Below are 25,338 nucleotides of genomic sequence, written 5' to 3' on the forward strand. Positions count from 1 at the left end.
AGTGAATGTGGATGGTGAAAAATCGCTGCGATGCATGTATGAAGGAATGAATCGCGGGTTGGATGGATGGTCTCGTTTTCACGCCGACAAGGGAATGCTGGTACGCTGCATGACGCTTATTCCGTGGTGGAATGGCCTGCGGTGACGCTGAGGGGACGGTTTTCCCGTCCAATCGAGACATGGACCGAATACAAGCGCTTCTTCTCTTCACGCGGGTCGTGGATCTGGGCTCGTTCAGCCGTGCGGCGGCCGAACTGGGCATTGGCCAGCCAGCTGCGACCAAGCAGATCGCGCGCATGGAAAAGGAACTCGGCGCGCGCCTGCTGCACCGCTCCACGCATGGCGTCACGCCCACCGAGGTGGGCACGCTCTACTACGACAAATGCAAGCTCATCGTTCACCACGACGAGGAGGCCCGCTCCGTCGCAGCGCTCATGCAGTCGCAGGTGCAGGGCGTGCTGCGCATCAGCACGTCCATCGCCTTTGGCCGCCGCGTGCTCGCGCCGATGGTGAGCAGCTTCATGCGCACGCATCCGCTGCTCAACGTGGACTTGAGCTTTGAAGACCGTTATGTGAATCTGGTGGAACAGGGTGTGGACGTGGCCATCCGCATGGGGCGCCTGGCCGATTCATCGCTCGGCGCAACCTACCTCGGCGTGAGCCCCTGGGTGGCCGTGGCGTCGCCCGACTACCTGCGCGAGCGCGGCACGCCCAAGGCGCCCGCTGATCTCACGCAACACGCCGCGCTGGTCTACAGCACCGTGCAGGGCGACGCGATCTGGCACTTCAGCGCCGCGCATGAACCCACGCAGGCCATTCCGGTGAACGGCCGCCTGCGCTCGAACAACCTCTCAGCACTTTTGGCCGCCGCGCGCGACGGCTTCGGCGTGGCCGTGCTGCCGCTCTACGTCGCCAACGATGGGCTGCGCACCGGCGAGCTGGTGGCGATCCTCGATGGCTGGAGTTTGCCGAGCCAGGAGATGCACGCGGTCTACCCCTCGCCGCGCCTCGTGCCTGCGAAGGTGCAGGAGTTGGTGGCGTGGCTCAAGGGGCAGTTCACGGGGGAGTGGTGGAACGCCGGGGCGCGTTGAATCCGGGCATGCGCGACAGGGCTTGAGCAGCCTACTTCTTGCCCAGAATCTCGCGCGCTTGATCTTCCGACAACGCCTCGGCGAACAGATAGCCTTGCCCGATCCAGCAGCCCGCCGTTTGCAGCACAAGGCTCTGTTCCTGAGACTCGATGCCCTCGGCAACGATGTCCAGCGACATGTCGGCAGCGAGCTGGCACATGGCCTTGACGATGGCGCGAATCGATTTGTCCTTGGGTGTACGCTGCACGAAATCGCGGTCGATCTTGATGCAGTCCACCGGGTAGTCGCGCAGGTCGGTGAAGGAAGAGTGGCCTGTGCCGAAGTCGTCGAGTGCGATGCGGATGCCGGCCTTTTTCAACAGGCGCAGCGCGCGGGCGACGTATTCCGAGCCACGTTCGCCGAGCACGTACTCGGTGATCTCGAGCTCGATGTAGCGGTGCGGGATCTGGTGTTGCGCAAGGCGTTTGAGAAAGCGCTCGGCAAAGTCGTCGCGCAGGAATTCGACCGGTGCAGCATTGATGGACACGGGCAGCAGGGTGAGACCTTGTGCGATCCAGCGCGCCATGTCGGCAAGCACCCTGGTCTGCATGGCGTCGCCGATGCGTGTGGCGAGCTCGTAGTCCTTGAAGGCCTCGAGCACTGTCGCGGGGCTTTGCAGGCCGTGGACCGGATCGTTCCAGCGCAGCAGCGCCTCGAAGCCGACGACCTCGCCCGTGTGCAGGTTCACCTTGGGCTGGTAATGCGGCACGATGAGACCGTCACGCACGATCAGATGCGCCTGCGCGATCTGCGATGCGGCGAACTCCGCCGCATCGTGCATGTCGCTGCTGAACATGCGCACGCCGCCACGGCCAGCGGCCTTGATGTCGTTGAGTGCGGTATCGGCACATTTGAGTAGGCCCGCTGCATCCTTGGCGTCGCGTGGGAACAGCGCACAGCCGATGCTCATGCCGCCGTTGATCACCTTGCTCGCATAGTGGATGGGCTCGTTGATCTGCACGCGCACCTGCTCGGCCACGCGCAGCAGCTCAGCCTCGTCGGTCACGTCGTTGACGAAAACGGCGAACTCGTCGCCGCCCAGGCGTGCGAGCAGCGCCTTGGGAGGCAGATGCGCGGTCAGGCGTTTGGCGAGCACGCGCAGCAGGTGGTCTCCAGCGGTGTGGCCGAGGGTGTCATTGACTTGCTTGAAGTGATCCAGATCGAGGAGCAGCAGGCCGAACTGGAGGTTTTCTTCGCGGCAATAGCGAATCAGTTGCCGTGCCTTGTGCTTGAATGCGCGGCGGTTGGGCAGGCCAGTGAGGTCATCGGTGTCGCTGGCGATACGCAGGCGGCGCTCGGCCTCCTTTTGCAGAGTGACATCGCGTGACACGCAGAGAATGCCCGAGGTGCTGCCATCGGCCGCTTGCATGGGCGTGAGGATGTTGTCCCAGTGCTGCGCCTTCTGGCCGGGAATCACGCTCATGCCTGTAAAGCGCGCATTCTTGCCAGTGCGCGCCACGCGCAGCGCACGTTTGCCGCGCACGCGGATTTCGCCGGGCAACAGGTTCAGCCATTCCATGCCGAATCCGGAGTCGGCCGCCACGCCCAGCGCTTCGCAGCCGGATTTGTTCATGTGAGTGAGCGCTCCGTCGGGGCGGATGATCTTGATGCAGTCCACGCTCACATCCAGCATCTTGTTGCGCATGCGCACGTTTTCGCTGAGGAGCTGGCGCGTGACCATGTGGTCGTGCACGTCACTGCAGGTGATGAGCGATACACCGTTGTCGTCCGCCCCGGGGTTGGACGACTGGATATGGCACCAGCGGTACATGTCGCTGTGGTGCTGCAGGCGGTAGTCTTGCGCGAAGCCGTCATCATTCTTGAGAAACTGTTGCCACAGCAGCCGGGCTTGGTGCTGGTCCTCAGGGTGCAGGCAGTTCATCCAGTCATTGTGGGCACGCAGCTGTCGCTCTCCATGGCCGGTGAATTGCTGCCAAGCGAGATTGAAATGGCTCTCGCCAGTCGAATGAACGTGAATCCATACGGGTTGAGGCAGGAGGTTCAGCGCCTGAACCATACCTGCAATGAGACTGCGCCCAGTGCTTTCGATGCCAAGGTCCCCGTCCTGCGACTGGGTCGGATTCATGGGCTCAGGAGCAATGAAGAACCCCGTGGGTCCGACTCCTGGTTTGTTGATCAGCCTGCTCATTGCAATCTCCAAAGCTGCAGTAGGCGTCATAAGCAATCGCGCTGCTGCAATGTCACGTTCCCACAGGATACAAAGCTTGCTATACGCTTGTCCAATAGAGGAATTGACGCTTCAGAGTCGCGGCATTGGGCGTTCCAAGCCGAGAATGAAAGTTCACATTTCCAAAAAGCAAAAGCCCGTGAATACGGAGGTCACGGGCTTTTGCTTTGTTGGTCTTGCCTGGCTGGCGCAGCGCGCCTCAGCAGCAGAGTGACTTAGAATGGTCATGCGCACCAAAATATGTTGATACTGAAAATTTATTATATATTTCAACATCATGCATATATGGAAAGGAAAAATTTGTTGATGAACAGGGCAAAAACACAGAAAATTGCCTTAAAAGTAGCCAAAACCACAAAAATGTTGATAGCGTTTCAGGAGCTAGCTTCTCGCGCCGACTTGCGACTCGTCTATCCAAAAGCACATGTACAAGACCCGGGATTTGGCGCGCGCCGATGTCATTGACTACATCGAGGCGTTCTACAACCGAAGCTCCAGGAGACCTAAACATGAACTCACCATCAACACATAGCGCTTCTCATCAATCATAGAACTCAATGACGTTGAGCTGGCGATGTCCTCTGAGCTAGGCATGTCGCGAGGAATTTTGTAGCACGCACAGTTGTACGGTTCCAGGTAGTCAAGCTCAGTTTCTCCATTGCCCGTATGGCCGCTTCATCCTTCTTCTCCAGCAGCAATTCTGCTATTGCATTTTCAAGGGTCTTGCTGTGGGCTAGCACCAACCGCATTAGCTCAGTCAGTGACTGTCAATACTTGATGCGAAGAGGGTCGAGGCTATCCACTTGCAGCGGTGCCGCCGAGCTAGATGACGATGCTTGGCTTGCCATGTAAGCAGGCGGAGTTCTGCCTACCTCGCCTTTACTACGTGCTCTCTGACGCTGCGTTGCACGAGATGTAAAGGTGAGTGGGTTAACGGTCGGAACAGGCGCTACGGTATCTAGCCAAGACTCGCGACCGAGAGCGCGCACCACACTTAAGAGTGTTTTGACTGTAGTGCCTCCGCCGCTTTCAAGATTACGCAGCGCACGCACGCTCACCCCAGCACGAGCAGCAAGCGTCTTCTGTTCAATGTTCTTGTTCAGACGCAGCAACTTGAGCTTTTCGCCCAAGCCAATTTCCATCTCGGCTACGGTTTTATTGGTCGTCATGCGGTTCCTCACAATTGCCCTAAGTCTGCCTTTTAACTTGAAAATACGTGTTAAACGACCCTTTAAGGCATTTTATGACGAATAGCCATTTAGGGAGATTACTGGCACACGAATCGTCCGAGCTGAGTTCAACTTGCCGCTTTGAGGTGAAGAAGTCGTACTTCTTACCTCATCATTTGCTAGCTGACTCGCAACGGCGTTGACGGAGAAGCCGGTCTTAATCTTCTCAATCTTCTCACTTTGATAAGAATTTGATGAGATTGATAAGATTAGTTAGACACAGGTGCTTCAAGGAACTAGAACGCGAGAACATCTTGCAGGAGCTGCAGCATGGAGTGAAACGGTGCGGCTTCCCCAACCTGTTGCTTTCTGGGGCTGGACAAGGTCGCAAGCGCATTCCCTGCGGCCAAAAGCTTCATCTCGCGCTGCTACAGACCTGCATGTCGAGCCAACTCCTCGGCGCAGTTGAAGGGGGTAACCGCGCGCTCGACCTGGATGCGTTCCGCGCTTTCTCTGCGTAGGCCGCTGACCATTCGTAGCCCGAGTCAAACGGCGGGCTCCTGCCCAGCGTCTTCAAGCATGCAGTCGACGTTGCAGTGCATGACGTTCATCGGCCGTACTTCAACGCCGTGGCGGATTGCGTCCTGCACGAGCTGGCTTGGGGAATAGACTCCTAGGGGGAAACGATTCAGCATCGCCGCCAGGAAGGCTGCGGGCCCATGATGCTTCAACCAGCATGAGGCGTAGACCAGCAGCGCAAAGCTCGCGGCTGGCTTACCGGAAAACCGTAGCTCGAGAACCCCTTTATCTGTTCGGAGATGGCGTCTGCAAAGTTCCGTTCTACCTACTCATTCGACCCAAGTTGAACCACTACGACGTAACTTAAGAAGTCGTCGCATCAGTTTGAACTCGTACTCTTGCAGTCCTTTTCCTTCCCAGCACATCAACACAAACTCTCTTTTTAAATGGCTCCAAAAATGGAGACCTGTGCAAGAGACTTCGTCGTCTAGAACAACCCATTGACTCTCCGCTTCAGGATGCCGGGAAAGCCACTGCGAGACTTCTGCAATCCTGTGCGCACTCCGAGAAATCTGCGGGGTGCACCAGTCGTCATGCAGGTTGCTAGCAACAAAACCCAGCCCTCCGAGCTGCAAGATTTGGACCAACATGTCACGGTCGAAGAACCATCGCCAACTAGTCGATAGGACATATATTGGCGAAAACTCCTCATGCAGCAGATGAAGATGTCGCTTGGCGGCTAGGTCAAACAGGCACCCCCACAAAGCAGGTCTAGTTTCGATTGGCTCCCCGCTCCGAACGGATTCCGCATACGCTTCAAGTACGTCATACCCACCATATGGGCTGTTTAGGCAAATGACATCATCAAAATCCAAAAAAACTAGGGGTCGAGTCATCCGGTAGTCCATGAGAAAAATTTGAGTAAATCCAGACCGAAATTACGAGTGCCTGGGAAGTCAAGAATGCTCATGCCGAGGGTGAATCCAACAATGACACCGTTGCAATGCCCCTGTTCAACATATTTCGAATAGCTTGGTCCAGCTGCCTCGGTCTTCTTCGTTGACTGGAGCCAGCGTGTACGCATCTTTAAAACGACCAGGCTCACCAGCAAATTGAAGATAGGCAACATGGACCTCGTGTCCAGGTCGTGTCCAAACTTCGGCAACTTCGCGAGAGCGCCAGGATGAGTTTTCGTGCGTTCGAGCGAGACAGTCGACCGATAGAATTTTTGTGACTGAGGGAAGGATGCTCAACTTCCAGAATGAGCCCGCGTCTGACGCGAGATGAGTTATTTCGGCTGGACCTGTGCCTAAATCCTGCAACAGCGTCACAGTGAACATGGGCCGCTTGCCCTGCTTGATGACTGAAGTCCAGTGCCCCCCTCCACTTGGCACAGGAAAAAATTTATCAAGAAGTCGGTTGTGAGTGCGGTACTCCGGAGGGCAAAGAAACATCGGTTGCGGTCAGTAATTGGCCGGCAATTGTGACATATAAGGAGTAGTCCTAAAACGAGTATACATGTATGGAGTCGACACGTAGGACCACGTGTTTGACACTTAAGCATGCCCATTCCCAAGTTGCCAAAGCCAGCGCAAGCTGTGCCCCTGAAAGTTGTACTGGCCTACCAGATGAAGAAGTACAGAGCAAAGTTGGGGTGTTCGCAGGAAGAGTTGAGCTATCTTGCTGGGATACATCGTGCGGCTGTAGGACATATCGAAAACGGCAGACGCAACGTCACTCTAGAAACGCTTGAGGCCTTGGCTGGAGCTCTTCAGGTAGCTCCCAACAAGCTACTTGAACTTCCTGCAGAACTCAAACAGCAGCAAAAATCTGAATAGCGGACGATGTTTTTTGTGGTTGCGTCGACTTGCGTAAAGAAGCGAGCGACTGGTATTTTTTGCCGCAGTTCGTCAATTGGCGCATGGCGTTGTTGCATAAATCGGCCATAGGTCGAGACGTCCCCAATCCCAAATGGATTTACGCAGCAGCGACCATCTGGGGCATGTCCAGCACGGTAAATTGATTGAGGATAGATGCTCAGATATTGAGCTTGGCCACCTGCTGCTCAAACGTCCTAGCCATCACTTTCTCGCCTAGGCGCTTGAAGCAATTCATCTTGGTCTCCACCAGGAATTTCGGTGGTATCCGCTCCAGCGTTTCCAGATAGCCCGCCCAACTGCCTGCACGCCTTGAACGCTGCATTGCGCTGCGCAAATGCCAGGCCTTTGCGCAGCTTTGCTCCTTTGCGCGGTGGGATGATTGGAATAGCTCCCCTCGGGTAGCAGTCCTCATGTACATCCTTGGTGCCATATGCCCCATCACCTGTAAAGCTAGCTAGCTGTTCATGCCTGAGGATTTGGCCCAGTAAGGCTGCTGGCATGGGTGAGTCGCCCACTTCATGGGTGGTCACTGCAATGGCCCGTATCAGCAGCGTCTCGGCATCGATACCCAGATGCACCTTGCGCCACTGGCGGCGGCACTCTGCGCCGTGCTTCTCGGTCTTCTACTCACCTTCGCCCAAGAATTTGATGCCCGTGAAGTCAGCAAGCATATGCACGCCCTTAGTACTTGCCTTGTAGTGCACCTGCACGTCCAAGCTCTTTTGCCTACGGCACACTGTGCTGTAGTCGGGAGCGGTCCACAGCAAGCCCGCCATACCAAATAGCGACTGCACCAAGCCTAGTGTCTGACGCAAGGGCTGGCCAAACAAGCACTTAATGGTCAGGCAAAACTGGATGGCTGCATCTGAGAACTTCTGGCAACGACCACGCTTGCCCGTAGGCAGGGCTAGCCACTGCATGTCCCTATCGAGCCAGATGCTCAGTTCCTCTCGCGCCTTCAACGCTGCGTTGTACGCCTTCCAGTTTGTAGTGCGGTATTTGCGCCGCCCCCAGCTCGTCTCACTCATCCCCCGAGCCTACGCTAACCGAGGAAAGCGTTTGCGCAACAAGGCCGAGGGCCGAGGGTAACGTCGGTCCACAGACGGTATCCTCAACTACATCGAGATGTTCTACAAACCCAAGTGGCGCCACTGCGTTGCCGGAGAAATTTCTCCGATAGAGGTCAATAGACGTTATTCCCAACGGCTCAAAAGTGTCTAGGGAATCCTGAGCGATTCAATATTCAAGTGTCCATTCCTAATAGATTCAACAAGTTGGATATACCTCACGCAATTGCGGAGGCATAGCTACCGTTGGGTTTTGGGTGTTTCGGCTTCAGGCCGCTTTGGTTAACTGCGTGGCGTTACTGTTAAGCTTGCCAAAATAGATAATTGAAACCATTTGCAAATGCTTCCGTTCGCCCCCGGCTCCCGCGCTGTCATCCGTGATGAGGAGTGGCTCATTCGACGCATCGACCCCTCCGCCGACGGTGGCTGGCTCCTCACCTGCGATGGTATTTCTGACCTTGTTCGGGGGCAGCCCGCACTCTTTCTGACTGCTCTGGAAGACACCATCGAGGTGCTCGACCCCGCCAAAACCGAGCTGGTGCCAGACACTAGCCCCACATACAACGCCACCGTGCTGTACCTAGAGAGCCTGCGGCGGCGCAGCGTGGTCAACGACGACAAGATTCACCTAGGCCATCGCGGCGTGATGAATCTGGTGCCTTACCAGTTGGACCCCGCCCTGCAAGCGCTGAAACAACCGCGCTCCCGCATATTGATTGCCGACTCAGTGGGCTTGGGCAAAACGCTAGAGGCAGGCATTCTCGCCACCGAGCTGATTCAGCGTGGCCGTGGCAAGCGCATTCTGGTGGTCACCCAAAAAGCCATGCTAACCCAGTTCCAAAAGGAGTGGTGGAGCCGCTTTTCCATTCCGCTGGTACGGCTTGATTCTGTCGGCCTGGCTCGGGTCCGTAACCGCATTCCGGCTAACCACAATCCGTTCAATTACTTCGACCGCAGCATCATCTCTATCGACACGCTCAAGAGCAATCTGGAGTACCGCAACTACCTCGAAAACGCCTGGTGGGACATCATCGTCATTGACGAGTGCCACAACGTCGCAGCTCGCGCGGGCGAGTCTGCGCTGTCGCGCCGCGCACGGCTGGCGCGGCTACTGTCCAACCGGTCCGACACGCTCATGTTGCTGTCTGCGACGCCACACGATGGCTCGGCGCGCAGTTTTGCCTCACTGATGAGCCTCCTCGACCCCACCGCCATTGCCGACCCCGACGACTACACCCCCGAAGACTTCCGCAGCAAGGGCCTGGTCATCAGGCGATTCAAGAAAGACATCAAAGACCAAGTGCAGGCTGACTTTCAAGAGCGCCAGACCGTATGCCTGCGCCAACCGGCTAGCGCGCCGGAAGAGGCAGCCTACCGCGCTTTGCTCGACGTGGCCTTCACTCAGGGTGGCCAGCACAAGGCCGGGCGCCAGCAGGAGCTGCAGCGCATCGGTCTGCAGAAGGGCCTATTTTCGAGCCCGGCTGCGGCGCTGGAGTCCACCGTCAAGCGCATGGAGCTGCTGTCCAGCAAATCCAGCCCCACGCACGAGGAACATACCGAAGTGCGCGGTCTGGAGGAACTGGCCCACAGCCTGCGGGCGTTGACCTCTGACGCCTCTGCACAAGGCTTCAGCAAATACCAACGCCTGCTCGCCCACCTTCGCTCGCCCGACTTTGCCTGGAAGACCGGCGAAGCCTCTGACCGCTTGGTCATTTTCTCTGAGCGCATTGAAACACTGCGCTGGCTGCAAGCACAGCTCGCCGCCGACCTGAAGATGAAGCCCAACCAACTGGCCGTGCTGCATGGCCAGATGGCAGATACCGAGCAGCAAGACCTGGTGGACCGCTTTGGCCGGCTGGACGACCCCATCCGCGTGCTGTTGTGCTCTGATGTGGCCAGTGAAGGGCTGAACCTGCACTACTTCTGCCACCGTCTGGTGCATTTCGATTTGCCTTGGTCGCTCATGGTCTTCCAGCAGCGCAACGGCCGGGTGGACCGCTACGGTCAAAAGCACCAGCCGCAAATCGTGTACCTGTTCACCGAGGCCACCACCGACAAAATCAAGGGCGACCTGCGTATTCTGGAGATTCTGGCAGCGAAGGACGAGCAGGCAGCCCTGAACCTGGGCGACCCATCTGCCTTCTTGAACGTCTTTGACCCTGACAAAGAAGTCGAAAAAGTCGCAAATTTCATGGTCGAGGGTATGAGTCCAGAGCAGGTCGAGACTAAGTTGGACAAAGCTGCGACGGATGAGGACGACAACGAAGGCGACTACCTGCTCAGCCTTTTCGGCGGAGACGAAGTACCGGTAACCGTTAGCAGCACCAGTCAGATTGACGAGGCCACGTCCCTGTTCGACAGCGACTATCACTACACCAAGACCGCGCTCACCCAGCTCAACCAGGGCCACCAGTCCAACCACCTGTGCCAGTGGACGCCCCACGACGCCGAGCAAATCATTGCCCTGACTGCGCCGCGCGACCTGCAAGAACGCCTCAAGCAGCTCCCGCGTGAAGTGCAGGCCGTCAACGACCTCTACTCCCTGTGCGCCAATCCCCAGCGCATGGCCGAAGCCATCGAAACCGCTCGCCAGGCCCGCTCTGAAGACGACACCTGGCCCCAGCTGCATTACCTGTGGCCGCAACACCCCATCATGGATTGGCTGGGCGACCGCGTGCTCACTCACTTTGGCCGCCACCGCGCGCCGCTGCTGCAAAGCGGCAAGTTGCAGCCGCACGAGCAAGCCTTCATCCTCATGAGCATGGTGCCCAACCGCAAAGGCCAACCCCTGCTGGTCGAGTGGCAAGTGGCGCACCGCATTGGCAACGGCCCCTTCGTGCTTGAATCGTTCGACACCTTTGCCGCCCGTGCTGGCCTGCGCGCAGGCGGGCTACCGAACCGGGGCCACAGCGAAGCGCTAGCGGGCACCTGCGCCGTCATGCAGCAAGCTTTGCCCTTAGCGGTAGAAAAAATGCATGCCCACATGCAAGGCAAGCAGGCCACGTTCGCCTGCCAGCTAGATGAACGCCTGAAAGGCACATTGGCAGAGCTGCAGCGCCTACAAGGCCGCCAGGTTGAGCAGCTCACCCTGGAACTGGAAAAGCAGTTGGAGACTGTCAAACGCGGCCGCTTCGAGCAGCGCAGCCAACAAATCAACCGCGTTTTTGACGACTATCGCCAATGGGTGCAAGACACCCTCTCCACTGAACCCCAGCCTTGGATTCAGGTGCTCGCCGGTGTTTGTCACCCTCAAATAGCTGGAGCGTGAGAATGCCCGCAATCGAAAATGTTCAAACCTTCGCTGGTATCACCAACGAAAACGAGTTCTATAGCCACCCCTACCTGGCTGAAGTGTTCAAAGGCGACATCAAAGACCGCCTGACCGCTTGGGAGGCCGAAGAAGCCCAGCACGCCAGTGATGATGCTGGCGATACCAACCGCACGCCTAATAAACGCCTGCAAGCTTGGGCCCAGCGCTGGTTTGCCCTGCGAGGTCAGGTGCAGCGCGGCAAAGACGAGCACGAGCGCTGGCACGCCTTCATGCAGATGCAGTCCGGCCTGCTGCAAGCGCTGGGCTATGCGCCACCACCGCGCACCCTCACGCTGCACGAACTGGCCAGCGGCCTGCCCCTGCCCCTGTGGCAGCTGCAAGGCCAGCGCCTTGCCATCATCCCCGCCTACCAGCCCAGCCGCGAAGACGACGACCTGCTCGACCACCAGCTCACCGCCTTTCACTACGGCACCGAGCCTTTGCCGACCCATATCAAGGGCGAGACCTGGGCCGAGTTGCTGTCAGACGCCGTATTTGGTGCCGACCAGCCCCCTCGCTACGTACTGCTGCTGGGCCTGGACGAATGGCTGCTGCTCGACCGTTACAAATGGCCCAACAACCGTGCCCTGCGCTTCAACTGGGCCGACATCCTTGACCGCAAAGACGCCGACACCCTCAAAGCCTGCGCCGCGCTCTTGCACCAAGACAGCTTGGCTCCGGGGGAGGGCAGCAGCCTGCTGGAGAGCCTGGACGAAAACGCCCACAAACACGCCTTTGGGGTCAGCGAAGATTTGAAATACGCCCTGCGCGAAGCCATTGAACTGCTGGGCAACGAAGCTGCCCGCCAGCTCGACGAACAAGCCAGCGGCAGCAAGAAAAGCGTTTACTCCGGCCAATACAAGCTCGACGCCAGCGTGCTCAGCCTGGAATGCCTGCGCATGGTGTACCGCTTGCTGTTCATGTTCTATATCGAGGCCCGACCCGAGCTTGGCTACGTGCCCATCAACAAAAGCGAGGTCTACCTCAAGGGCTACAGCCTCGAAAGCCTGCGCGACCTTGAATGCCAGCCATTGCCCACCCAGCAGGCGCGGGAGGGCAAATACTTCGACCTCACCCTGCGCCGCCTGTTCAAACTCGTGGCCCATGGTTGCGGCATGGGCGGCGAGCAAGCCAGCTTGCGCAACGCTGACCAGGTGGCCCTGCAGGGCGCCAAAGACACCTTCGCCCTGGCCCCGCTCGACAGCCGCCTGTTTGACGACACTTCCATGCCCTTGCTGGGCAAGGTGCAGTTCCCCAATGCCGTGTGGCAGCGCGTCATCAAGCTGCTCTCGCTCAGCAAAGGGCAAGGCCGGGGCAAACGCTCGGGCCGCGTCAGCTACCAGCTGCTGTCCATCAACCAGCTGGGCGCCGTGTACGAGGCCCTGCTCAGTTACCGGGGCTTTTTTGCCGACGAAGACCTGTACGAGGTCAAACCCGCACCTAAAAAACTGCTCGTGTCAAGCCATTTGTGCAAATCGCACGAGGTCTAAAACTCTATATGGGACGCAAAGTTAGCTCTGTTTAGGGCCGCTTGAAGCGACTCGGGCATCGTGGGCTAGGTGCCACATAAGAGCGACAGGAGAGAAAGCCGGAGCGCGTTGCATCGGGCACGTTTTCCAACAGCAGACCGACTTGCGTTTCCATAATAGCCCAACTGACCGACTCCCAGAACGATGAAAGCGCAGCCCGTAGGCTGCGCTTTCATCGTGAGTGACTGGTGAGTGTGTCTGCATCGTCAGCCCGATTGAGGCGGTGCGGCCTTGCCCCTACCTCCCTTCCTGAATCCCCGATCCGCTGCCATGAACGCCTCCAGCATGTGCGGAATCAACGTCGTCGCATCGACCGCTTCGCCGTATGCCTGCGCGTGCAACGCGGCGTAGCGGTCGAGGTCGGCTTTCAGGCTGGCCGGGCAAGCGAAGGTCAGCTTCACATTCTCGGTCTTGGGCAGCGGGCCGAGCCGCAGTTTCTTGGTCGTGCTCATTGCATCGCTCCCCGCTGGAAGAACATCGGCTGGTACGGACGCAACACCAGATCGCGGTTGACGATGATGCGAACCGGTAGGCCCGGCCGTTCGGTCAGCGTCGGCTGGATGTTCATGTTGCGCCGGGTCATCTCCTGTCCGACCTGATTGATGCTGTCCTGTGCGCTATCGCGCCCGGCGATCACGATGCGGTTGCCGTTCTGCCGGTTCTCCGGTGCGGCCAGCTCGGCGCCCACGCCCAGCAGCGTCGTCAGCGCCGCGCCGGCAAAGACGCGATCCCAATGCCAATCGACGCCATCCTCCAGGCCGGAATAGCCGGCCGGGTCGGTGCCCGCGAGGTTGTCGAGCTTCAGCGAAGACGTGTCCGGCAGGATGACGCGGTTCCACACCACCTGCACGCGGCTCTGCCCATAGCTCACCTGGCTGTTGTACTTGCCCAGGATGCGCGACCCTTGGGGGATCAGCAGGAACTTGCCCGTGGCCGTGTCGTAGACCGGCTCCGTCACCGTGGCGATCACGTCGCCCGGTAAGTCCGACTTGATGCCCGTCACCAACGCCCCGGCGATCACCGTTCCCGCCATGACCTGATACGGCGAGGACGGCATTTGCAGATTGCCGGAATTGCGGGTTTCCGTAGAGCCGCCTTTCAGGAACGCCTCTTTCTGGTCTTGCCGGTTCTGCATGGCGATGGGATCGGATGGCTGGGCCGCCGTCGAGGCCGGCCCAGCGGCCAGCGGGTCGAAGCCCGCCAAGGCACTGCCGGGCGCAGCCGCAGCGGCTTGCGCCGTGACCGGCGCGGTGGCCTTGCCTTGGTTGCCCGAGCGGAAGAACACCGACGAACCCGCCGCCGCATCAGCCTCCTTGCGCCGCGCATCCTCCGGGTCGTGGCCCGGTGGCGCATACGTCGGCGTCGCCGGCTGCTGCGACTTCACGATGGCCGGGCCGAGATCGCCCGGCAGCGGTGGCCCCAACTCGGGCACCTTCGGCGGCAGCTTCGAGTAGTCGGCCGGCAGGCCGTCCAACCCTTCGGACTTCGAGACACGATCCACGTTGTAAAGCTCGGTCTGCTCGCCCGCGCCGCGCCGGTGCGGCTGCAATGACCAGATCGTGGCCCCGAGCACGGCGACCGACAGGCCGCCCGTGAGCATGGCCAAGGTGCGCCGGTTCAGGCGCGTGACCGGGCGCGGTTGGGCGCGCAGCGCCACTGCCTCGGGTGCGACCTTGCCCGCCTGCGGTGCAAGATCAGGAGAATCGTCCTGGCTCATGGTCAGTTCCTCCGCGTGCCACCGGAAACGCCATCAGTGCGCTCGATCCGCACCACATCACCCTTGTCTCCGCCCAGGCGCAGCTCGGCGGCGCCGAACAGGCGATCCACGATGTAGTACGGGGAGCGGAAGCGGTAGTTCACCAGTTGCCCATCGCCCTGCGCGCCGATCACGAACAGCGGCGGCAACTCGCCTTGGGCAATGCCCGGCGGGAACTGGATATAGACCTTCTCGCCGTCATCGAAGGCGCGCAGCGGCTTCCACGGCGGATTGCTCCCGCTGACCGCGTAGCGGAATCGGATCTTCTCCAACGACAGGCCGCTATCGACCGGCGCGGCGGCGCTGGCCGCCTGCGCCTGGCGCTGCAAGGCCAGCATCTTGTCCTTGGGATATTCCCAGGACACCGACGCCATCCACGTCTTCTCGGTCGAGGTCAGTTCCAGCAGATAGGTACGCCTGCTGGTGGTGATGACCAGATTGGTCTTGAGGCCCGAGCGGATGGGCTTGACCATGACATTCACGCGCAGCGCATCACCGCTGCTGCTCGATGTGTCGCCCACGATCCAGCGCACCGTATCGCCCGCCGCCACCGTCACCAGCTCCTCGCCCGGCTGGAGCGCGATCACCGTCACGCGACCCACAGCCGCATAGACCTGATACAGCGCGCCGTCCGTGAAGGGCCAGACTTGAATCGCATTGACGTAGCCCTCGCGCGTAGGCGCAATGCGCGCCTCGGCGTTGGCGCGGGACACGCGCACGGTTTCATCGGCGGGTTCCGGCGTGGGCTTGGCATCCGGCACAGGTTTCATCTGCGCCGGCATCGGCAGCACTTGCGGAACGGCCACCACTTCCACAGGCGCAGGCGGCTCCGGCAGCGGCTGGGCCTGCACCGGCTCATCGAGCGAGATGGACGGCGGTGGCTTGCCTTGCGTGGCGCAGCCAGAGAACAGCACGGTCGAAGCCAGAAGCATCACCGGCAAGGCGGATTTACGGAAAAGATCATTCATGGTTTTGCTCCTTCGTTCGCTTCCAGTTCGCGGCTCCAAGACAGCCCGTTGACGTAGATGCCCAAGGGGTTCTTGCGCAGACGCTGCTCGGTGCGCGGGGTTTGCAGCACCGTGGAAATCACCGCGTTCCAGCGTTCGGTGCGATCCAGCGCGCCGTTGACAAAGCGCGTCTCCGTCCAGCGCACGTTGAAAGACGTGTCGCTGGCGCGGGTCACGCTGGTGATCTGCACCGTCACCGACTCCTTGCCGATGCGCGCGAACGGGTCATTGGTGCGGGCGTATTCGTTGAGCGCGATGGCGCCCTTGTCCGTGGTGTAGTCGTAGGCGTCGAGCCAGTTCTGCCGCACCACGATGGGGTCGATGGACAGCGAGCGCACCAGGCCCATGAAGCGGCCCAGGTGGTAGGCGATCTGCGCATCGCTGGGCCGGTACGGCGCGGCGGCCTCGCCCACGGCGCGCACCTGGCCCGCGTTGTCCACCTCGATGACATAGGGCGTGACGATGGACTGCGCCGAACGCCACACCAGCCCGCCGGCCATCAGCACGGCCAAGGTGAGGCAGCCAAAGGCCATGAAGCGCCAGTTCTTCGCCTGCACGCGGGCCGAGCCGATGCGCTCGTCCCAGACCTGGGCGGCGGCTTGGTACGGAGTGGCAGGTTGCGGTGTGTCGGCGTAGCGCACCTGCGGTCGTTTGAATCGCATGGGAGTTCTCCTTATGAATCGGAATCGCGAAGGCTTGGGCCCTGGCTGGAGCTACCGCCATCGCCGCCGCGCAGCGTGTGGGCGGCGGTGGTCGCGGCATGGGTGAGCTGCTGCCTGCGATGCAGGCGCTTGGCCCAGGCGGGTTGCGCAGTGGATGGGGGCGGCTCGGTTGCCGCCTGCGCGGCACCGGCACCCGACGCCGATCCGGCGTCATCGGGTCGGAAGGCAGCGGCGACACGCTCCTTCATTGAGCGTGCGCCTTCGGCCACCTTCTGCCCGGTCGCCTGCGCGCCAGTCTTGGCAACGTTGCCCACGCCGACGGCAGTGCCCTTGAGGCCACCGCCTGCCGAAGCAGAACCGGCCTGGAACGCCGACCGCGCGCTGCTGGCGGCTCCAGCAGCAGCCCGCGCACCGCTGCCGGCCAGCTTGGCGGCTGCGGGCGCCATGCGCGCCCCGGCGGCGACTGCACCGCCAACGCCTGTGGCCGCAGCGCCCACGGCAACAGCAGCGCCAGCCCCACCCAGCGCGGCGCCCGCCATCGCACCTGCCCCGAGCTGCGGCCCGCCGGACACCAGCCCGGTCGCAATGCCCGGCCCGAAGATGCCCAAGGCCAGCAGCGTCAGCGAGGTCAGCATCACGACCACGGAGTGGTCGATGGATGACTCGGTCGGCTGCACCTGAAACTCGGCGAACAACCCGGAGCCGATGCCCACGATGACCGCGAGCACCAGCACCTTGATGCCTGATGACACCACGTTGCCCAGCACCTTCTCTGCAAGGAACGCGGTCTTGTTCCAGAGCGCGAACGGCACCAGCACGAAGCCCGCGAGCGTGGTCAGCTTGAACTCGATCAGCGTGATGAAAAGCTGGATCGCCAGCACGAAGAAGCACAGCAGGACGATCAGCCACGCGAGGAACATCACGACGATGGGCGTGATGTTCACGAACACTTCGGGAAAGCCCGCCATGTCGCCGATCTGCTTGAGGATCGGCGCCCCGGCGTCGATGCCGACCTTCGCCAGCCGGCCCGGTTGCAGGAAGTTTTCCATGCTCAGGGCCGAGCCGCTGGCCGTCAGGCCCAGCCCGGCGAAGGAGCGGAACACGATGCCGGCCAACCAGTTGAAGTTGCCGATGATGTAGGCGAAGGCGCCGACGTACAGCACCTTGCGGATCAGCTTGGCGATCACGTCCTCGCCCTGGCCGGTGGCATGGCTCATCGCCCAGAACAGCCCGGCGAGCGTTATGTCGATGACGATCAGCGTGGCGGTCAGAAACGCCACTTCGCCGTGCAACAGGCCAAAGCCCGAGTCGATGTAGCGCGAGAAGGTGTCGAGGAAGCGGTCGATGACCGTCACGTCGTTCATGGCGAGTCCTCCTGCCCAGGCAGAGCGATTGCCGCACTGCAATCGGCGGGTTCATCGAAGCCGGGCGGAATCGGCGGCAGGTCGGCCAGCGTCTGGTACTCGCCCGGCCCAGCCTGGCCGGAGAGAAAGCGCCCCAGGTCGGCCTGGGCCACCTGCGCGCAAAACGTGCCGCCCTGCGCGCGCAGCCGGGCCGGATCGGCGGCAAGTGCATTCACCGGCAACTGCTGCGGCCAGCCACAGCCGGCCAGCACAAGCGCATGAACGGCGAAGGCGAACACGACGGGCGTGTGTTGCATGGCAGCCTCCGTCAGCGGTTGTAGAAATTGACGGGCTGCGGCGTGTACGGCGTGCCTTCGCCCAGGAAACGGCGCGTCACCTCGCGCCCGCGCTCCGTGGCCGCCGCCTGCCGCGCCAGTTCCAGCGCGGCCGCGCGGTCTTGCGTGATCTGGAGCCGCTGCGTCTGGATCGACTGCTTGGCCTGCAAGGCCAGCAACTGGTTCATGGCCTGCATTGCTTGCAGCGCACCCTCGGCCGACTGGCTCTTGCCCACGAGGTCGGCCAGCACGCTTTCGTCGTCGCTCAGGTTCTGCGATGCCTGGGCCTGCATCTGCATGGTGGTTTGCAGGCCGTTGAGCGTGTTCTTCCAACGCTCCTGCGCATCGAGGTACATCTGATTGCCGCTCACCGTGGCGGCGTACTTCTCGGGATACAGGCGCGCGAACTCGCGGTCGATGCTCGTCACGTCGTAGGCCAAGCCCTTGGCCTGCGCGATCAACCGCTGGGTGGTCGCCAGGTTCGCGCGCAACTGGCCGACCACGCTGGACGGCAGGCTGGCCAGGTTGCGTGCCTGGTTGATGAGCATCTGCGCTTCGTTCTGGAGCTGGCGGATCTGGTTGTTGATCTGCTCCAGCGTGCGCGCAGCCGTCATCGTGTTCTGAATCAGATTGGTCGGGTCGAGCACGATGTCGCCGACGCCGAACAAGGCATGCGCGGGCTGCGCGATGCCGAAGGCGAGCACGCAGACAGCGGTCAGCGCGGCGAGTTTGGGGGTATGCAATTTCATGGCTGGTTCTCCTGGGGGTGGTCAGCGGTACGGAGGGAACCCGGCGCGAGGCCGGGGAACGAGGGCAGCAGGTCAGCCGCCCAATCGAGGCCGCGATGGCGCAGCCAGGCGCCCGCGAAGCCGGGCACGCCGGCGTCGGCCAGCACGCGGTCTATGTCTCGCTGGTCTTGCGGCGTGGAAGCGCCCGCGAAGGCCAGCGTCGCCGGCCCCAGGTCGAGGTCGAACACGCGGTTGCCGAGGCGGGATTGGTAGTAGTAGTCGCGCTTGGGCTGCGCGGTGGCTACGATCTCGATCTGCCGGCTGTTGAGGCCGAAGCCCTCGTAGATCGTGCGAATCTGCGGTTCGGTCGCTTGCGGGTTCGGCAAGAAAATCCGACTCGCGCAGCTTTCGATGATGGCCGGCGCGATGGCCGAGTCCTTCACGTCCGCGAGCGACTGCGTTGCGAAGATCACGCTGACGTTCTTCTTGCGCAGCGTCTTGAGCCACTGGCGGATGCGCGCCGCAAACACCGGGTCGTCGAGGAACAGCCACGCTTCATCAAGGATCAGCAGCGTGGGCGCACCATCCAGCCGCTCCTCGAAGCGCGCGAACAGGTAGCGCAGCACCGCGAGCACAGCGGCCTTGCTGTGCATCAGCTCCTCCATCTCGAACGCCTGCACATCGGCCGTGCCGAGGCGGTCATGGTCGGCATCCAGCAGCCTGCCGTGCGCGCCGCCCAGGACGTAGGGCGCGAGTGCCTGGCGCAACGTGTTCGATTGCAGCAACGCCGTCAGGCCCGTGAGCGTGCGCTGCTCCACCGGCGCGCTGGCCAGGCTCCCCAGCGCAGACCAGATGGCTGCCTTCTCGTCCGGGCCGACGGCCGCGCCTTCGTGCAGCAGGCGGCCTTCCACCCATTCGCTGGCCCAGGTGCGGTAGCCCTCGCGGTCGATGCGTGCGAGCGGCTGGAAGGCGATCTCGTCATCCGCGCCCAGGTCGTAGTGCTCGCCGCCCATGCCCAGGATGGCCGCACGGATCGAACGCCCCATGTCGAAGGCGAAGATGCGCGAGCCGCGATAGCGGCGGAACTGAATCGCCATCGTCGCCAGCAACACCGACTTGCCCATGCCGATGGGGCCAACCACCAGCGTGTTGCCCACGTCGCCGATGTGCGTCACCAGCCGGAACGGCGTCGCGCCGTCTGTGCGCGTGACGATCAGCGGCGGGCCATCGAGATGCGCATTGCGCTCCTGGCCGGCCCATACCGCCGACACCGGCATCATGTGCGCCAGGTTCAGCGTCGAGACGATGGGCTGGCGCACATTCGCATAGGCGTTGCCGGGGATCGAGGACAGCCACGCATCCACGGCGTTCAAGGTTTCGGGGATCGTCACGAAACCCCGGCCCTGAATCACACGCTCCACCATCCGCAGCTTCTCGTCGGCCACAGTAGCGTCTGCATCCATGACAGTGACGGTCGCCGTCAGGTAGCCGAAGGCGACTTGATCGCTGCCCAGCTCCTGCAACGCAGCATCCGCATCGGCGGCCTTGTTGTTGGCGTCGGTATCGACCAGCGGGCTTTCCTGCTGGAAAATCGTTTCGCGCAGCAGCGCGATGATGTTCTTGCGCTTGGCGAACCACTGGCGGCGCAGGCGCCCCAACTCCCGTTCCGCCTCAGCTTTGTCCAGGCAGAGAAAGCGCGTACTCCAGCGATACGCAAAGCCCAGGCGGTTGAGGTCGTCCAGAATCCCCGGCCAGGTCGAAGTCGGAAAGCCTCGCACCGACACCACGCGCAGGTGCTGGTCGCCCAGCCTGGGCGCCAGGCCGCCGACCAGCGCGGAGTCCGTCAGCAGCGCGTCGATATGGAACGGCACTTCGGGCACGCCGACGCGGTAGCGTCGCGTCGAGACGGTCGCGTGCAGGTAGGTTAGCGTCTGGCTGTCGTCCAACCAGGCGATCTCCGGCATCACGCCGTCGAGCAGGTCAAAGACGCGATCCGTCTCTGCGACGAAGGCCGTCAGACGCTCGCGCCAATCCACGCCTTCGGTGGGCCGGTTCTCGTACAGCATCCCCGCCGCGCGGGCGCGCGATTCCTCTGGCGGCAGGTACACCAGCGTCAGGTGGTAGCAGCTCTCGAAGTGATTGCCCGAGTCCTCGAAGGCGGCGCGGCGTTCTTCATCGACCAGCCAGGACAGCGGTTCGGGGAAATCGGAGTGCGGGTAGTCGGCGGCAGACCGGCGCTCGGCTTCGATGAACAGCGCCCAGCCCGAACCCAGGCGGCGCAGCGCGTTGTTCAAGCGCGCCGATGTGGCGATCAGCTCGCCTTGCGTCGCACTGTCGAGGTCGGGGCCACGAAAGCGCGCCGTGCGCTGGAAACTGCCGTCCTTGTTCAAGACGACGCCCGGCGCGACCAGCCCGGCCCAAGGCAGCCAGTCGGCAAGCAGTGCGGGCCGCTGGCGGTATTCGGCAAGGTTCAGCATGGCGGCGTCCCCTCACACGTCCAGCAGCGGGCGGTGCTTGATGTGCCGCGCGAACACGGCCATGAACTGCGGATCGACGCGCGCGCCCCACATCGCCAGCGAATGGCCGACGATCCAAAGCACGACACCGGGAATCCACAGTTGCAGGCCCAGCCCGACAGCGGCGGCCAAGGTGCCGTTGGCGATCGCCACGGTGCGCGGGGCACCGCCCAGCAAGATCGGCTCGGTGAGCGAGCGATGCAGCGGCACCTCGAACCCGGCCGCGAAGGCGTCCGGGGCACTCATACGACGGCCCCGCCCGAGAAGCTGAAGAACGACAGGAAGAAGCTCGAAGCCGCGAAGGCGATGGACAGACCGAAGACGATCTGGATCAGCTTGCGAAAGCCGCCCGACGTGTCGCCGAAAGCGAGCGCGAGGCCCGTGGCGATGATGATGATGACCGCGACGATACGCGCCACCGGCCCCTGGATGGATTCCAAGATGGATTGCAGCGGGCCTTCCCAGGGCATCGAGGAGCCGGCGGCTTGCGCAGTGCCCGCAAGCAGCAGCATGAAGGCAGCGAGCATCAAGCCTTGCATGGCCGGGCGAGCCAGACCATCCAACCGTGCGGGGCTGGAACGACGGGGAAGCGGATTTACAGAAATACGGAAAGCATCAACGTGCGTCATGGCAGTTCTCCAGAAAGGTCGAGGGATGGGGAAGTCGCCGCAGCGGATGCGGCATCGGGAAGTGGCGGCAGCTCGGGAAACGGTGTTTCCATCGCATCCGCCAGTCGGTAGCCCACGCCATCGAAGCCGATGACGCGGGCGATGCTCTCGATACGGCGCTTGCGTCCGCGCCCGGCGATGTGGATGACCACGTTGACCGCTTCCGCGATCAGCGCACGGGGCGGGTTCACCGCCACTTCGAGAATCAGTTGCTCCAGGCGCAGCAACGCGCCCAGCGCGGAGCCGGCGTGGATCGTGGCGATGCCGCCCGGATGGCCGGTGCCCCACACCTTGATGAGATCCAGCGCCTCGGCGCCGCGCACCTCGCCGACGACCACGCGATCCGGGCGCAGGCGCATGGACGAGCGCACCAGCTCGGTCATGGACACCACGCCCGCCCGCGTGCGCAGCGGAACGTGGTCGCGGGCCACGCATTGCAGTTCCACCGTGTCTTCGAGCACCAGCACGCGGTCGCCCGTCGCGGCGATTTCCGCGAGCAAGGCGTTGGCGAGCGTGGTCTTGCCGCTGCTGGTGGCACCGGCGATCAGGACGTTCTGCCGCTCGCGCACCGCGCGCACCAGAAAGCCAGCCTGGGAGACCGTCATCATCCCGTCCACAACATACCGCTCCAGCGGAATCACGCCGATGGCGCGCTTGCGCAGCGCGAAGGCCGGCCCCGGCGCGGCCGGCGGCAAGATGCCCTCGAAGCGTTCGCCCGTTTCGGGCAGCTCGGCGGACAGCAGCGGCTGGCCGCGGTGGACTTCCGCGCCGACGTGGGCTGCGACCAGCCGGATGATTCGCTCGCCGTCCGCCTCGGACAGCTCCACGTCCATCGGCGCGCGCCCCGAGGACAGGCGATCCACCCATAGCGTCCGGTCGGGGTTGAGCATCACCTCCACCACGTCCGGGTCTTCGAGCGCGGCGGCGATCAGCGGCCCCATCGCCGTTCGCAGCATCTGGATGCGGCGGTCGAGTGAGGTGGCGTATGACGAGGGAACGGCGCTCATGAGGCACGCTCCTGCGCTTCGGCAACTGCCGCCGCGTCATCCATCCGCATCGGGTCGGGGTGCAGTTCCTCCACCACATCGCGCACCAGGCTGCGCCCACGCAGCAGGTGACGGCCCAACTGCTCCACGAACTGCTCGAACCGCGCCTTGCCCTGGGCACGCGCCGCGTCTTGGTGCGCCTCGGGAACTGGCGTGCTGACCGTGAGGAAGTAGCGGATGAATAGCGCCAGCGTTTCGATCTGGATGTTCTGGTCGCGCTCCAGCCGCTCGGCATGGCGCGACAGGCGATCAAGCCGCTTGGCAATCGCTGCTTCGCGCTGGTCGGCAGCATCGGGTGACAGCCACGATGCGAGCGCCGCTGCGACGATGCTGGATTTCGATACGCCTTTCTTGGCGGCCAGCTCGTCCAAGCGCTTGGCGTGCTCCGGCTGGATGAACAGATTGAGGCGGTAGTGGCTCATAGCTCGATTCCGTCGTTGGGGTCGAGGGAAGCCAGCCGGGCCGTGCGCTGCATGGCCGGATCAAGCTGGCGAGGAAGGAGAAGCGGCAAGTCATCGTCGTCATCGAGCAATCCGAGGTCGGTTGCGGACGCGGCCAGCTCAGGGTCGTAGATGACGGTTTCGGAAAGTTCGAGCTGACGGCGCGGGCCGCCGCCGTCGTCGGCACTGCCCAGACCATCAACGGGTGCAGTTGCCGGTGTGGCGGGCATGGAGGGAATCGCCAGCCCGCTCCAGTCATCGGCCCGAGAGGGCGGCACGTCGGCATAGCACCCGGCCGCAAGTACGGGCGGCGGCAACACGCGCCGTTTGAAATTGCTGTCCGCGTAATAGCGCAACTTCTTGGCCTTGATCGGGGCCACGCTGGACACCATCACCACCGCTTCATCGGGCGGAAGCTGCATGACTTCGCCCGGCGTCAGCAGCGGGCGCGCGGTTTCCTGCCGCGACACCATCAGGTGGCCCAGCCACGGCGCGAGCCGATGGCCGGCGTAATTGCGTTGGGATTTCAGCTCGGTGGCGGTGCCCAGCGTCTCGGAGATGCGCTTGGCGGTGCGCTCGTCGTTGGTGGCGAACGTCACGCGCACATGGCAGTTGTCGAGGATCGAATGGTTCTGCCCATACGCCTTGTCGATCTGGTTGAGCGACTGCGCGATGAGAAAGCTGCGGATGCCGTAGCCGGCCATGAAAGCCAGGGCCGTCTCGAAGAAGTCCAGGCGGCCTAGCGCCGGGAACTCGTCGAGCATCAGCAACAGCTTGTGGCGGCGCTCGATGCCGTCGGAGCCATCGAGCGATTCCGTGAGGCGCCGCCCGATCTGGTTGAGGATCAGGCGAATGAGCGGCTTCGTCCGCGAAATGTCCGAAGGCGGCACCACGAGGTACAGCGACACCGGATGCTCGGCCGCGATCAGGTCGGCGATGCGCCAATCGCAACGCGACGTGACTTCGGCCACAGTGGGATCACGGTACAGGCCGAGGAACGACATGGCGGTGCTCAACACGCCGGAGCGTTCGTTGTCCGACTTGTTGAGCACTTCGCGCGCCGCCGAGGCCACGACCGAATGCGGGCCATCGCCGAGATGCGGCGTGGTCATCATCCGGTGCAAGGTCAGCTCGAACGGGCAAGCCGGGTCGGAGAGGAAGTTGGCGACGCCGCGCAGCGTCTTGTCTTCGCCCGCGTAGAGCACATGCAGGATGGCGCCGACCAGCAGCGCGTGCGAGGTCTTTTCCCAATGGTTGCGCCGCTCCAGCGCGCCTTCGGGATCGACCAGAATGTCCGCGATGTTCTGCACGTCGCGCACTTCATGCGCGCCGCGCCGCACCTCCAGCAGCGGGTTGTAGGCCGCCGACTTCGCATCGGTCGGGTTGAACAGCAGGCAGTGGCTGAACCGACTGCGCCAGCCTGCGGTGATCTGCCAGTTCTCGCCCTTGATGTCGTGGATGACGGCCGAGGCCGGCCAGGACAGCAGCGTCGGCACCACCAGGCCAACGCCTTTACCGCTGCGCGTGGGTGCGAAGGTCAGGACGTGTTCCGGCCCTTCATGCCGCAGGTACTGACGGTCGTGCTGGCCGAGGAACACGCCGGCCGGCTGCGTGAGTCCCGCCTTGCGAATGTCATCCGCGTTCGCCCAGCGGGCCGAGCCGTAAGTCGTGACCAGGCGCGATTGCCGCGAGCGCCAGATCGACATGCCAATCGCCACCAGCACGGCGACGAGACCACTGCCGCCCGCAATAGCGCCGCCGATGTCGAACACGCGGGGCGCGTAGGCATCGAAGAAGAACCACCACTCGAACAGTCGCCACGGGTGATAGACCGGCGTGCCTAGAAAATCGAACCACGGCGAGCCAAGGCGTAGTTGATAGCCCAGGGCCGCTGCCGTCCATTGTGTGGCGCTCCACACACCGGCGATCACGATGCCGAATACCACGGCGATCTGACCGAACAGCACGTTCGTCCCTTGCATAACCTCGCCTCCGATCACGGCACACGGAGGTGCCGCAGCACTGAGGATCAAGGCGTGCGTACA

At 62.3% G+C, this 25,338-nt stretch carries 21 protein-coding genes and 1 pseudogene; 4 read left to right on the forward strand and 18 right to left on the reverse strand.

Features of this window, described 5'->3' with window-relative positions; genetic code table 11:
• The first annotated feature begins 179 nt into the window (after nt 1-179).
• Nucleotides 180-1,091, forward strand: a complete 912-nt coding sequence (locus tag G7047_RS25250) for a LysR family transcriptional regulator (RefSeq protein ID WP_166311113.1) — start codon at nt 180-182, stop codon at nt 1,089-1,091.
• A gap of 31 nt (nt 1,092-1,122) precedes the next feature.
• Here the strand turns inward: G7047_RS25250 and G7047_RS25255 are convergent, their stop codons facing one another.
• The 4 genes from G7047_RS25255 to G7047_RS25270 all read right to left on the reverse strand — a co-directional run bounded on the left by G7047_RS25255 (nt 1,123) and on the right by G7047_RS25270 (nt 6,135).
• Nucleotides 1,123-3,279, reverse strand: coding sequence for a bifunctional diguanylate cyclase/phosphodiesterase (locus G7047_RS25255; protein ID WP_166311114.1), 2,157 nt, complete (start codon nt 3,277-3,279; stop codon nt 1,123-1,125).
• Between the two features lie 806 nt (nt 3,280-4,085).
• Nucleotides 4,086-4,487, reverse strand: a complete 402-nt coding sequence (locus tag G7047_RS25260) for a helix-turn-helix transcriptional regulator (protein ID WP_205904674.1) — start codon at nt 4,485-4,487, stop codon at nt 4,086-4,088.
• 848 nt (nt 4,488-5,335) lie between these two features.
• Nucleotides 5,336-5,914, reverse strand: coding sequence for an HAD domain-containing protein (locus G7047_RS31570; protein ID WP_166311115.1), 579 nt, complete (start codon nt 5,912-5,914; stop codon nt 5,336-5,338).
• The gene (locus G7047_RS25270) at nt 5,899-6,135 is read right to left on the reverse strand and encodes a hypothetical protein (protein WP_166311116.1); all 237 of its coding nucleotides are present in this window, start codon (nt 6,133-6,135) and stop codon (nt 5,899-5,901) included. Before G7047_RS25270 ends, G7047_RS31570 begins: the two co-directional genes overlap by 16 nt.
• Nucleotides 6,136-6,568: 433 nt before the next feature.
• Between G7047_RS25270 and G7047_RS25275 the strand changes: the two genes are divergently transcribed.
• Entirely contained in the window at nt 6,569-6,844 is a 276-nt protein-coding gene (locus tag G7047_RS25275) for a helix-turn-helix domain-containing protein (protein ID WP_166311117.1), read from the forward strand.
• A gap of 199 nt (nt 6,845-7,043) precedes the next feature.
• On the opposite strand, the pseudogene G7047_RS25280 reads toward G7047_RS25275, so the two are convergent.
• Nucleotides 7,044-7,914: pseudogene (locus G7047_RS25280) on the reverse strand (IS5 family transposase).
• Nucleotides 7,915-8,293: 379 nt separating this feature from the next.
• Here G7047_RS25280 and G7047_RS25285 point away from each other — a divergent pair.
• Together G7047_RS25285 and G7047_RS25290 are read left to right on the forward strand one after the other, a co-directional pair.
• Complete coding sequence (locus G7047_RS25285; protein WP_166311118.1) at nt 8,294-11,221, forward strand: DEAD/DEAH box helicase; 2,928 nt, start codon at nt 8,294-8,296, stop codon at nt 11,219-11,221.
• A gap of 2 nt (nt 11,222-11,223) precedes the next feature.
• Nucleotides 11,224-12,753 carry a hypothetical protein gene (locus tag G7047_RS25290; RefSeq protein ID WP_240939262.1) on the forward strand — a complete coding sequence of 510 codons (1,530 nt, stop codon included), beginning with the start codon at nt 11,224-11,226 and terminating at the stop codon, nt 12,751-12,753.
• A 245-nt stretch (nt 12,754-12,998) separates the two neighbouring features.
• On the opposite strand, the gene G7047_RS25295 is transcribed toward G7047_RS25290, so the two are convergent.
• From G7047_RS25295 to G7047_RS25355, 13 genes are read right to left on the reverse strand one after another with little or no spacing between them, the layout of a single operon-like run.
• Nucleotides 12,999-13,244: a DUF2274 domain-containing protein gene (locus tag G7047_RS25295; RefSeq protein WP_048629394.1), complete on the reverse strand. Its 246-nt coding sequence runs from the start codon at nt 13,242-13,244 to the stop codon at nt 12,999-13,001.
• Nucleotides 13,241-14,509: a TrbI/VirB10 family protein gene (locus G7047_RS25300; RefSeq protein WP_166311119.1), complete on the reverse strand. Its 1,269-nt coding sequence runs from the start codon at nt 14,507-14,509 to the stop codon at nt 13,241-13,243. The genes G7047_RS25295 and G7047_RS25300 overlap by 4 nt, the downstream gene beginning before the upstream one ends.
• Before the next feature lie 2 nt (nt 14,510-14,511).
• Nucleotides 14,512-15,516 (reverse strand): P-type conjugative transfer protein TrbG, encoded by a 1,005-nt coding sequence (trbG, locus tag G7047_RS25305; protein WP_048629392.1) that lies wholly within the window; start codon nt 15,514-15,516, stop codon nt 14,512-14,514.
• The gene (gene trbF, locus G7047_RS25310; protein WP_166311120.1) at nt 15,513-16,217 is read right to left on the reverse strand and encodes a conjugal transfer protein TrbF; all 705 of its coding nucleotides are present in this window, start codon (nt 16,215-16,217) and stop codon (nt 15,513-15,515) included. The genes trbG and trbF overlap by 4 nt, the downstream gene beginning before the upstream one ends.
• Nucleotides 16,218-16,228: 11 nt before the next feature.
• Nucleotides 16,229-17,581: a P-type conjugative transfer protein TrbL gene (gene trbL / locus G7047_RS25315; protein WP_048629390.1), complete on the reverse strand. Its 1,353-nt coding sequence runs from the start codon at nt 17,579-17,581 to the stop codon at nt 16,229-16,231.
• Nucleotides 17,578-17,877: a hypothetical protein gene (locus tag G7047_RS25320; RefSeq protein ID WP_027457564.1), complete on the reverse strand. Its 300-nt coding sequence runs from the start codon at nt 17,875-17,877 to the stop codon at nt 17,578-17,580. Before G7047_RS25320 ends, trbL begins: the two co-directional genes overlap by 4 nt.
• Nucleotides 17,878-17,888: 11 nt before the next feature.
• Nucleotides 17,889-18,644 carry a P-type conjugative transfer protein TrbJ gene (gene trbJ, locus G7047_RS25325; protein ID WP_027457565.1) on the reverse strand — a complete coding sequence of 252 codons (756 nt, stop codon included), beginning with the start codon at nt 18,642-18,644 and terminating at the stop codon, nt 17,889-17,891.
• Complete coding sequence (trbE, locus tag G7047_RS25330) at nt 18,641-21,100, reverse strand: conjugal transfer protein TrbE (RefSeq protein ID WP_166311121.1); 2,460 nt, start codon at nt 21,098-21,100, stop codon at nt 18,641-18,643. Before trbE ends, trbJ begins: the two co-directional genes overlap by 4 nt.
• Nucleotides 21,101-21,112: 12 nt before the next feature.
• Nucleotides 21,113-21,385 (reverse strand): VirB3 family type IV secretion system protein, encoded by a 273-nt coding sequence (locus G7047_RS25335; RefSeq protein WP_023123305.1) that lies wholly within the window; start codon nt 21,383-21,385, stop codon nt 21,113-21,115.
• Nucleotides 21,382-21,768 (reverse strand): TrbC/VirB2 family protein, encoded by a 387-nt coding sequence (locus G7047_RS25340; protein WP_023123306.1) that lies wholly within the window; start codon nt 21,766-21,768, stop codon nt 21,382-21,384. The genes G7047_RS25335 and G7047_RS25340 overlap by 4 nt, the downstream gene beginning before the upstream one ends.
• The gene (trbB, locus tag G7047_RS25345; protein WP_023123307.1) at nt 21,765-22,814 is read right to left on the reverse strand and encodes a P-type conjugative transfer ATPase TrbB; all 1,050 of its coding nucleotides are present in this window, start codon (nt 22,812-22,814) and stop codon (nt 21,765-21,767) included. The genes G7047_RS25340 and trbB overlap by 4 nt, the downstream gene beginning before the upstream one ends.
• The gene (locus tag G7047_RS25350; protein ID WP_041104112.1) at nt 22,811-23,275 is read right to left on the reverse strand and encodes a ribbon-helix-helix protein, CopG family; all 465 of its coding nucleotides are present in this window, start codon (nt 23,273-23,275) and stop codon (nt 22,811-22,813) included. Before G7047_RS25350 ends, trbB begins: the two co-directional genes overlap by 4 nt.
• A complete protein-coding gene (locus G7047_RS25355) occupies nt 23,272-25,275 on the reverse strand; it encodes a conjugal transfer protein TraG (protein ID WP_166311122.1) in 2,004 nt (667 codons plus the stop codon). Before G7047_RS25355 ends, G7047_RS25350 begins: the two co-directional genes overlap by 4 nt.
• Nucleotides 25,276-25,338 lie beyond the last annotated feature (63 nt).

It is taken from the genome of Diaphorobacter sp. HDW4A, assembly GCF_011305995.1.
Taxonomy (GTDB): domain Bacteria; phylum Pseudomonadota; class Gammaproteobacteria; order Burkholderiales; family Burkholderiaceae_C; genus Diaphorobacter_A.

Coding starts and splice junctions, on each gene's coding strand:
- trbL (WP_048629390.1), bottom strand. CDS start 17,581: ATGAACGACGTGACGGTCATCGACCGCTTCCTCGACACCTTCTCGCGC.
- G7047_RS25255 (WP_166311114.1), bottom strand. CDS start 3,279: ATGAGCAGGCTGATCAACAAACCAGGAGTCGGACCCACGGGGTTCTTC.
- G7047_RS25350 (WP_041104112.1), bottom strand. CDS start 23,275: ATGAGCCACTACCGCCTCAATCTGTTCATCCAGCCGGAGCACGCCAAG.
- G7047_RS25295 (WP_048629394.1), bottom strand. CDS start 13,244: ATGAGCACGACCAAGAAACTGCGGCTCGGCCCGCTGCCCAAGACCGAG.
- G7047_RS25260 (WP_205904674.1), bottom strand. CDS start 4,487: ATGACGACCAATAAAACCGTAGCCGAGATGGAAATTGGCTTGGGCGAA.
- G7047_RS25300 (WP_166311119.1), bottom strand. CDS start 14,509: ATGAGCCAGGACGATTCTCCTGATCTTGCACCGCAGGCGGGCAAGGTC.
- G7047_RS25270 (WP_166311116.1), bottom strand. CDS start 6,135: ATGTTGCCTATCTTCAATTTGCTGGTGAGCCTGGTCGTTTTAAAGATG.
- G7047_RS25355 (WP_166311122.1), bottom strand. CDS start 25,275: ATGCAAGGGACGAACGTGCTGTTCGGTCAGATCGCCGTGGTATTCGGC.
- G7047_RS25285 (WP_166311118.1), top strand. CDS start 8,294: ATGCTTCCGTTCGCCCCCGGCTCCCGCGCTGTCATCCGTGATGAGGAG.
- G7047_RS31570 (WP_166311115.1), bottom strand. CDS start 5,914: ATGGACTACCGGATGACTCGACCCCTAGTTTTTTTGGATTTTGATGAT.
- G7047_RS25340 (WP_023123306.1), bottom strand. CDS start 21,768: ATGACGCACGTTGATGCTTTCCGTATTTCTGTAAATCCGCTTCCCCGT.
- G7047_RS25335 (WP_023123305.1), bottom strand. CDS start 21,385: ATGAGTGCCCCGGACGCCTTCGCGGCCGGGTTCGAGGTGCCGCTGCAT.
- trbB (WP_023123307.1), bottom strand. CDS start 22,814: ATGAGCGCCGTTCCCTCGTCATACGCCACCTCACTCGACCGCCGCATC.
- G7047_RS25290 (WP_240939262.1), top strand. CDS start 11,224: ATGCCCGCAATCGAAAATGTTCAAACCTTCGCTGGTATCACCAACGAA.
- trbE (WP_166311121.1), bottom strand. CDS start 21,100: ATGCTGAACCTTGCCGAATACCGCCAGCGGCCCGCACTGCTTGCCGAC.
- G7047_RS25320 (WP_027457564.1), bottom strand. CDS start 17,877: ATGCAACACACGCCCGTCGTGTTCGCCTTCGCCGTTCATGCGCTTGTG.
- trbJ (WP_027457565.1), bottom strand. CDS start 18,644: ATGAAATTGCATACCCCCAAACTCGCCGCGCTGACCGCTGTCTGCGTG.
- G7047_RS25250 (WP_166311113.1), top strand. CDS start 180: ATGGACCGAATACAAGCGCTTCTTCTCTTCACGCGGGTCGTGGATCTG.
- trbF (WP_166311120.1), bottom strand. CDS start 16,217: ATGCGATTCAAACGACCGCAGGTGCGCTACGCCGACACACCGCAACCT.
- trbG (WP_048629392.1), bottom strand. CDS start 15,516: ATGAATGATCTTTTCCGTAAATCCGCCTTGCCGGTGATGCTTCTGGCT.
- G7047_RS25275 (WP_166311117.1), top strand. CDS start 6,569: ATGCCCATTCCCAAGTTGCCAAAGCCAGCGCAAGCTGTGCCCCTGAAA.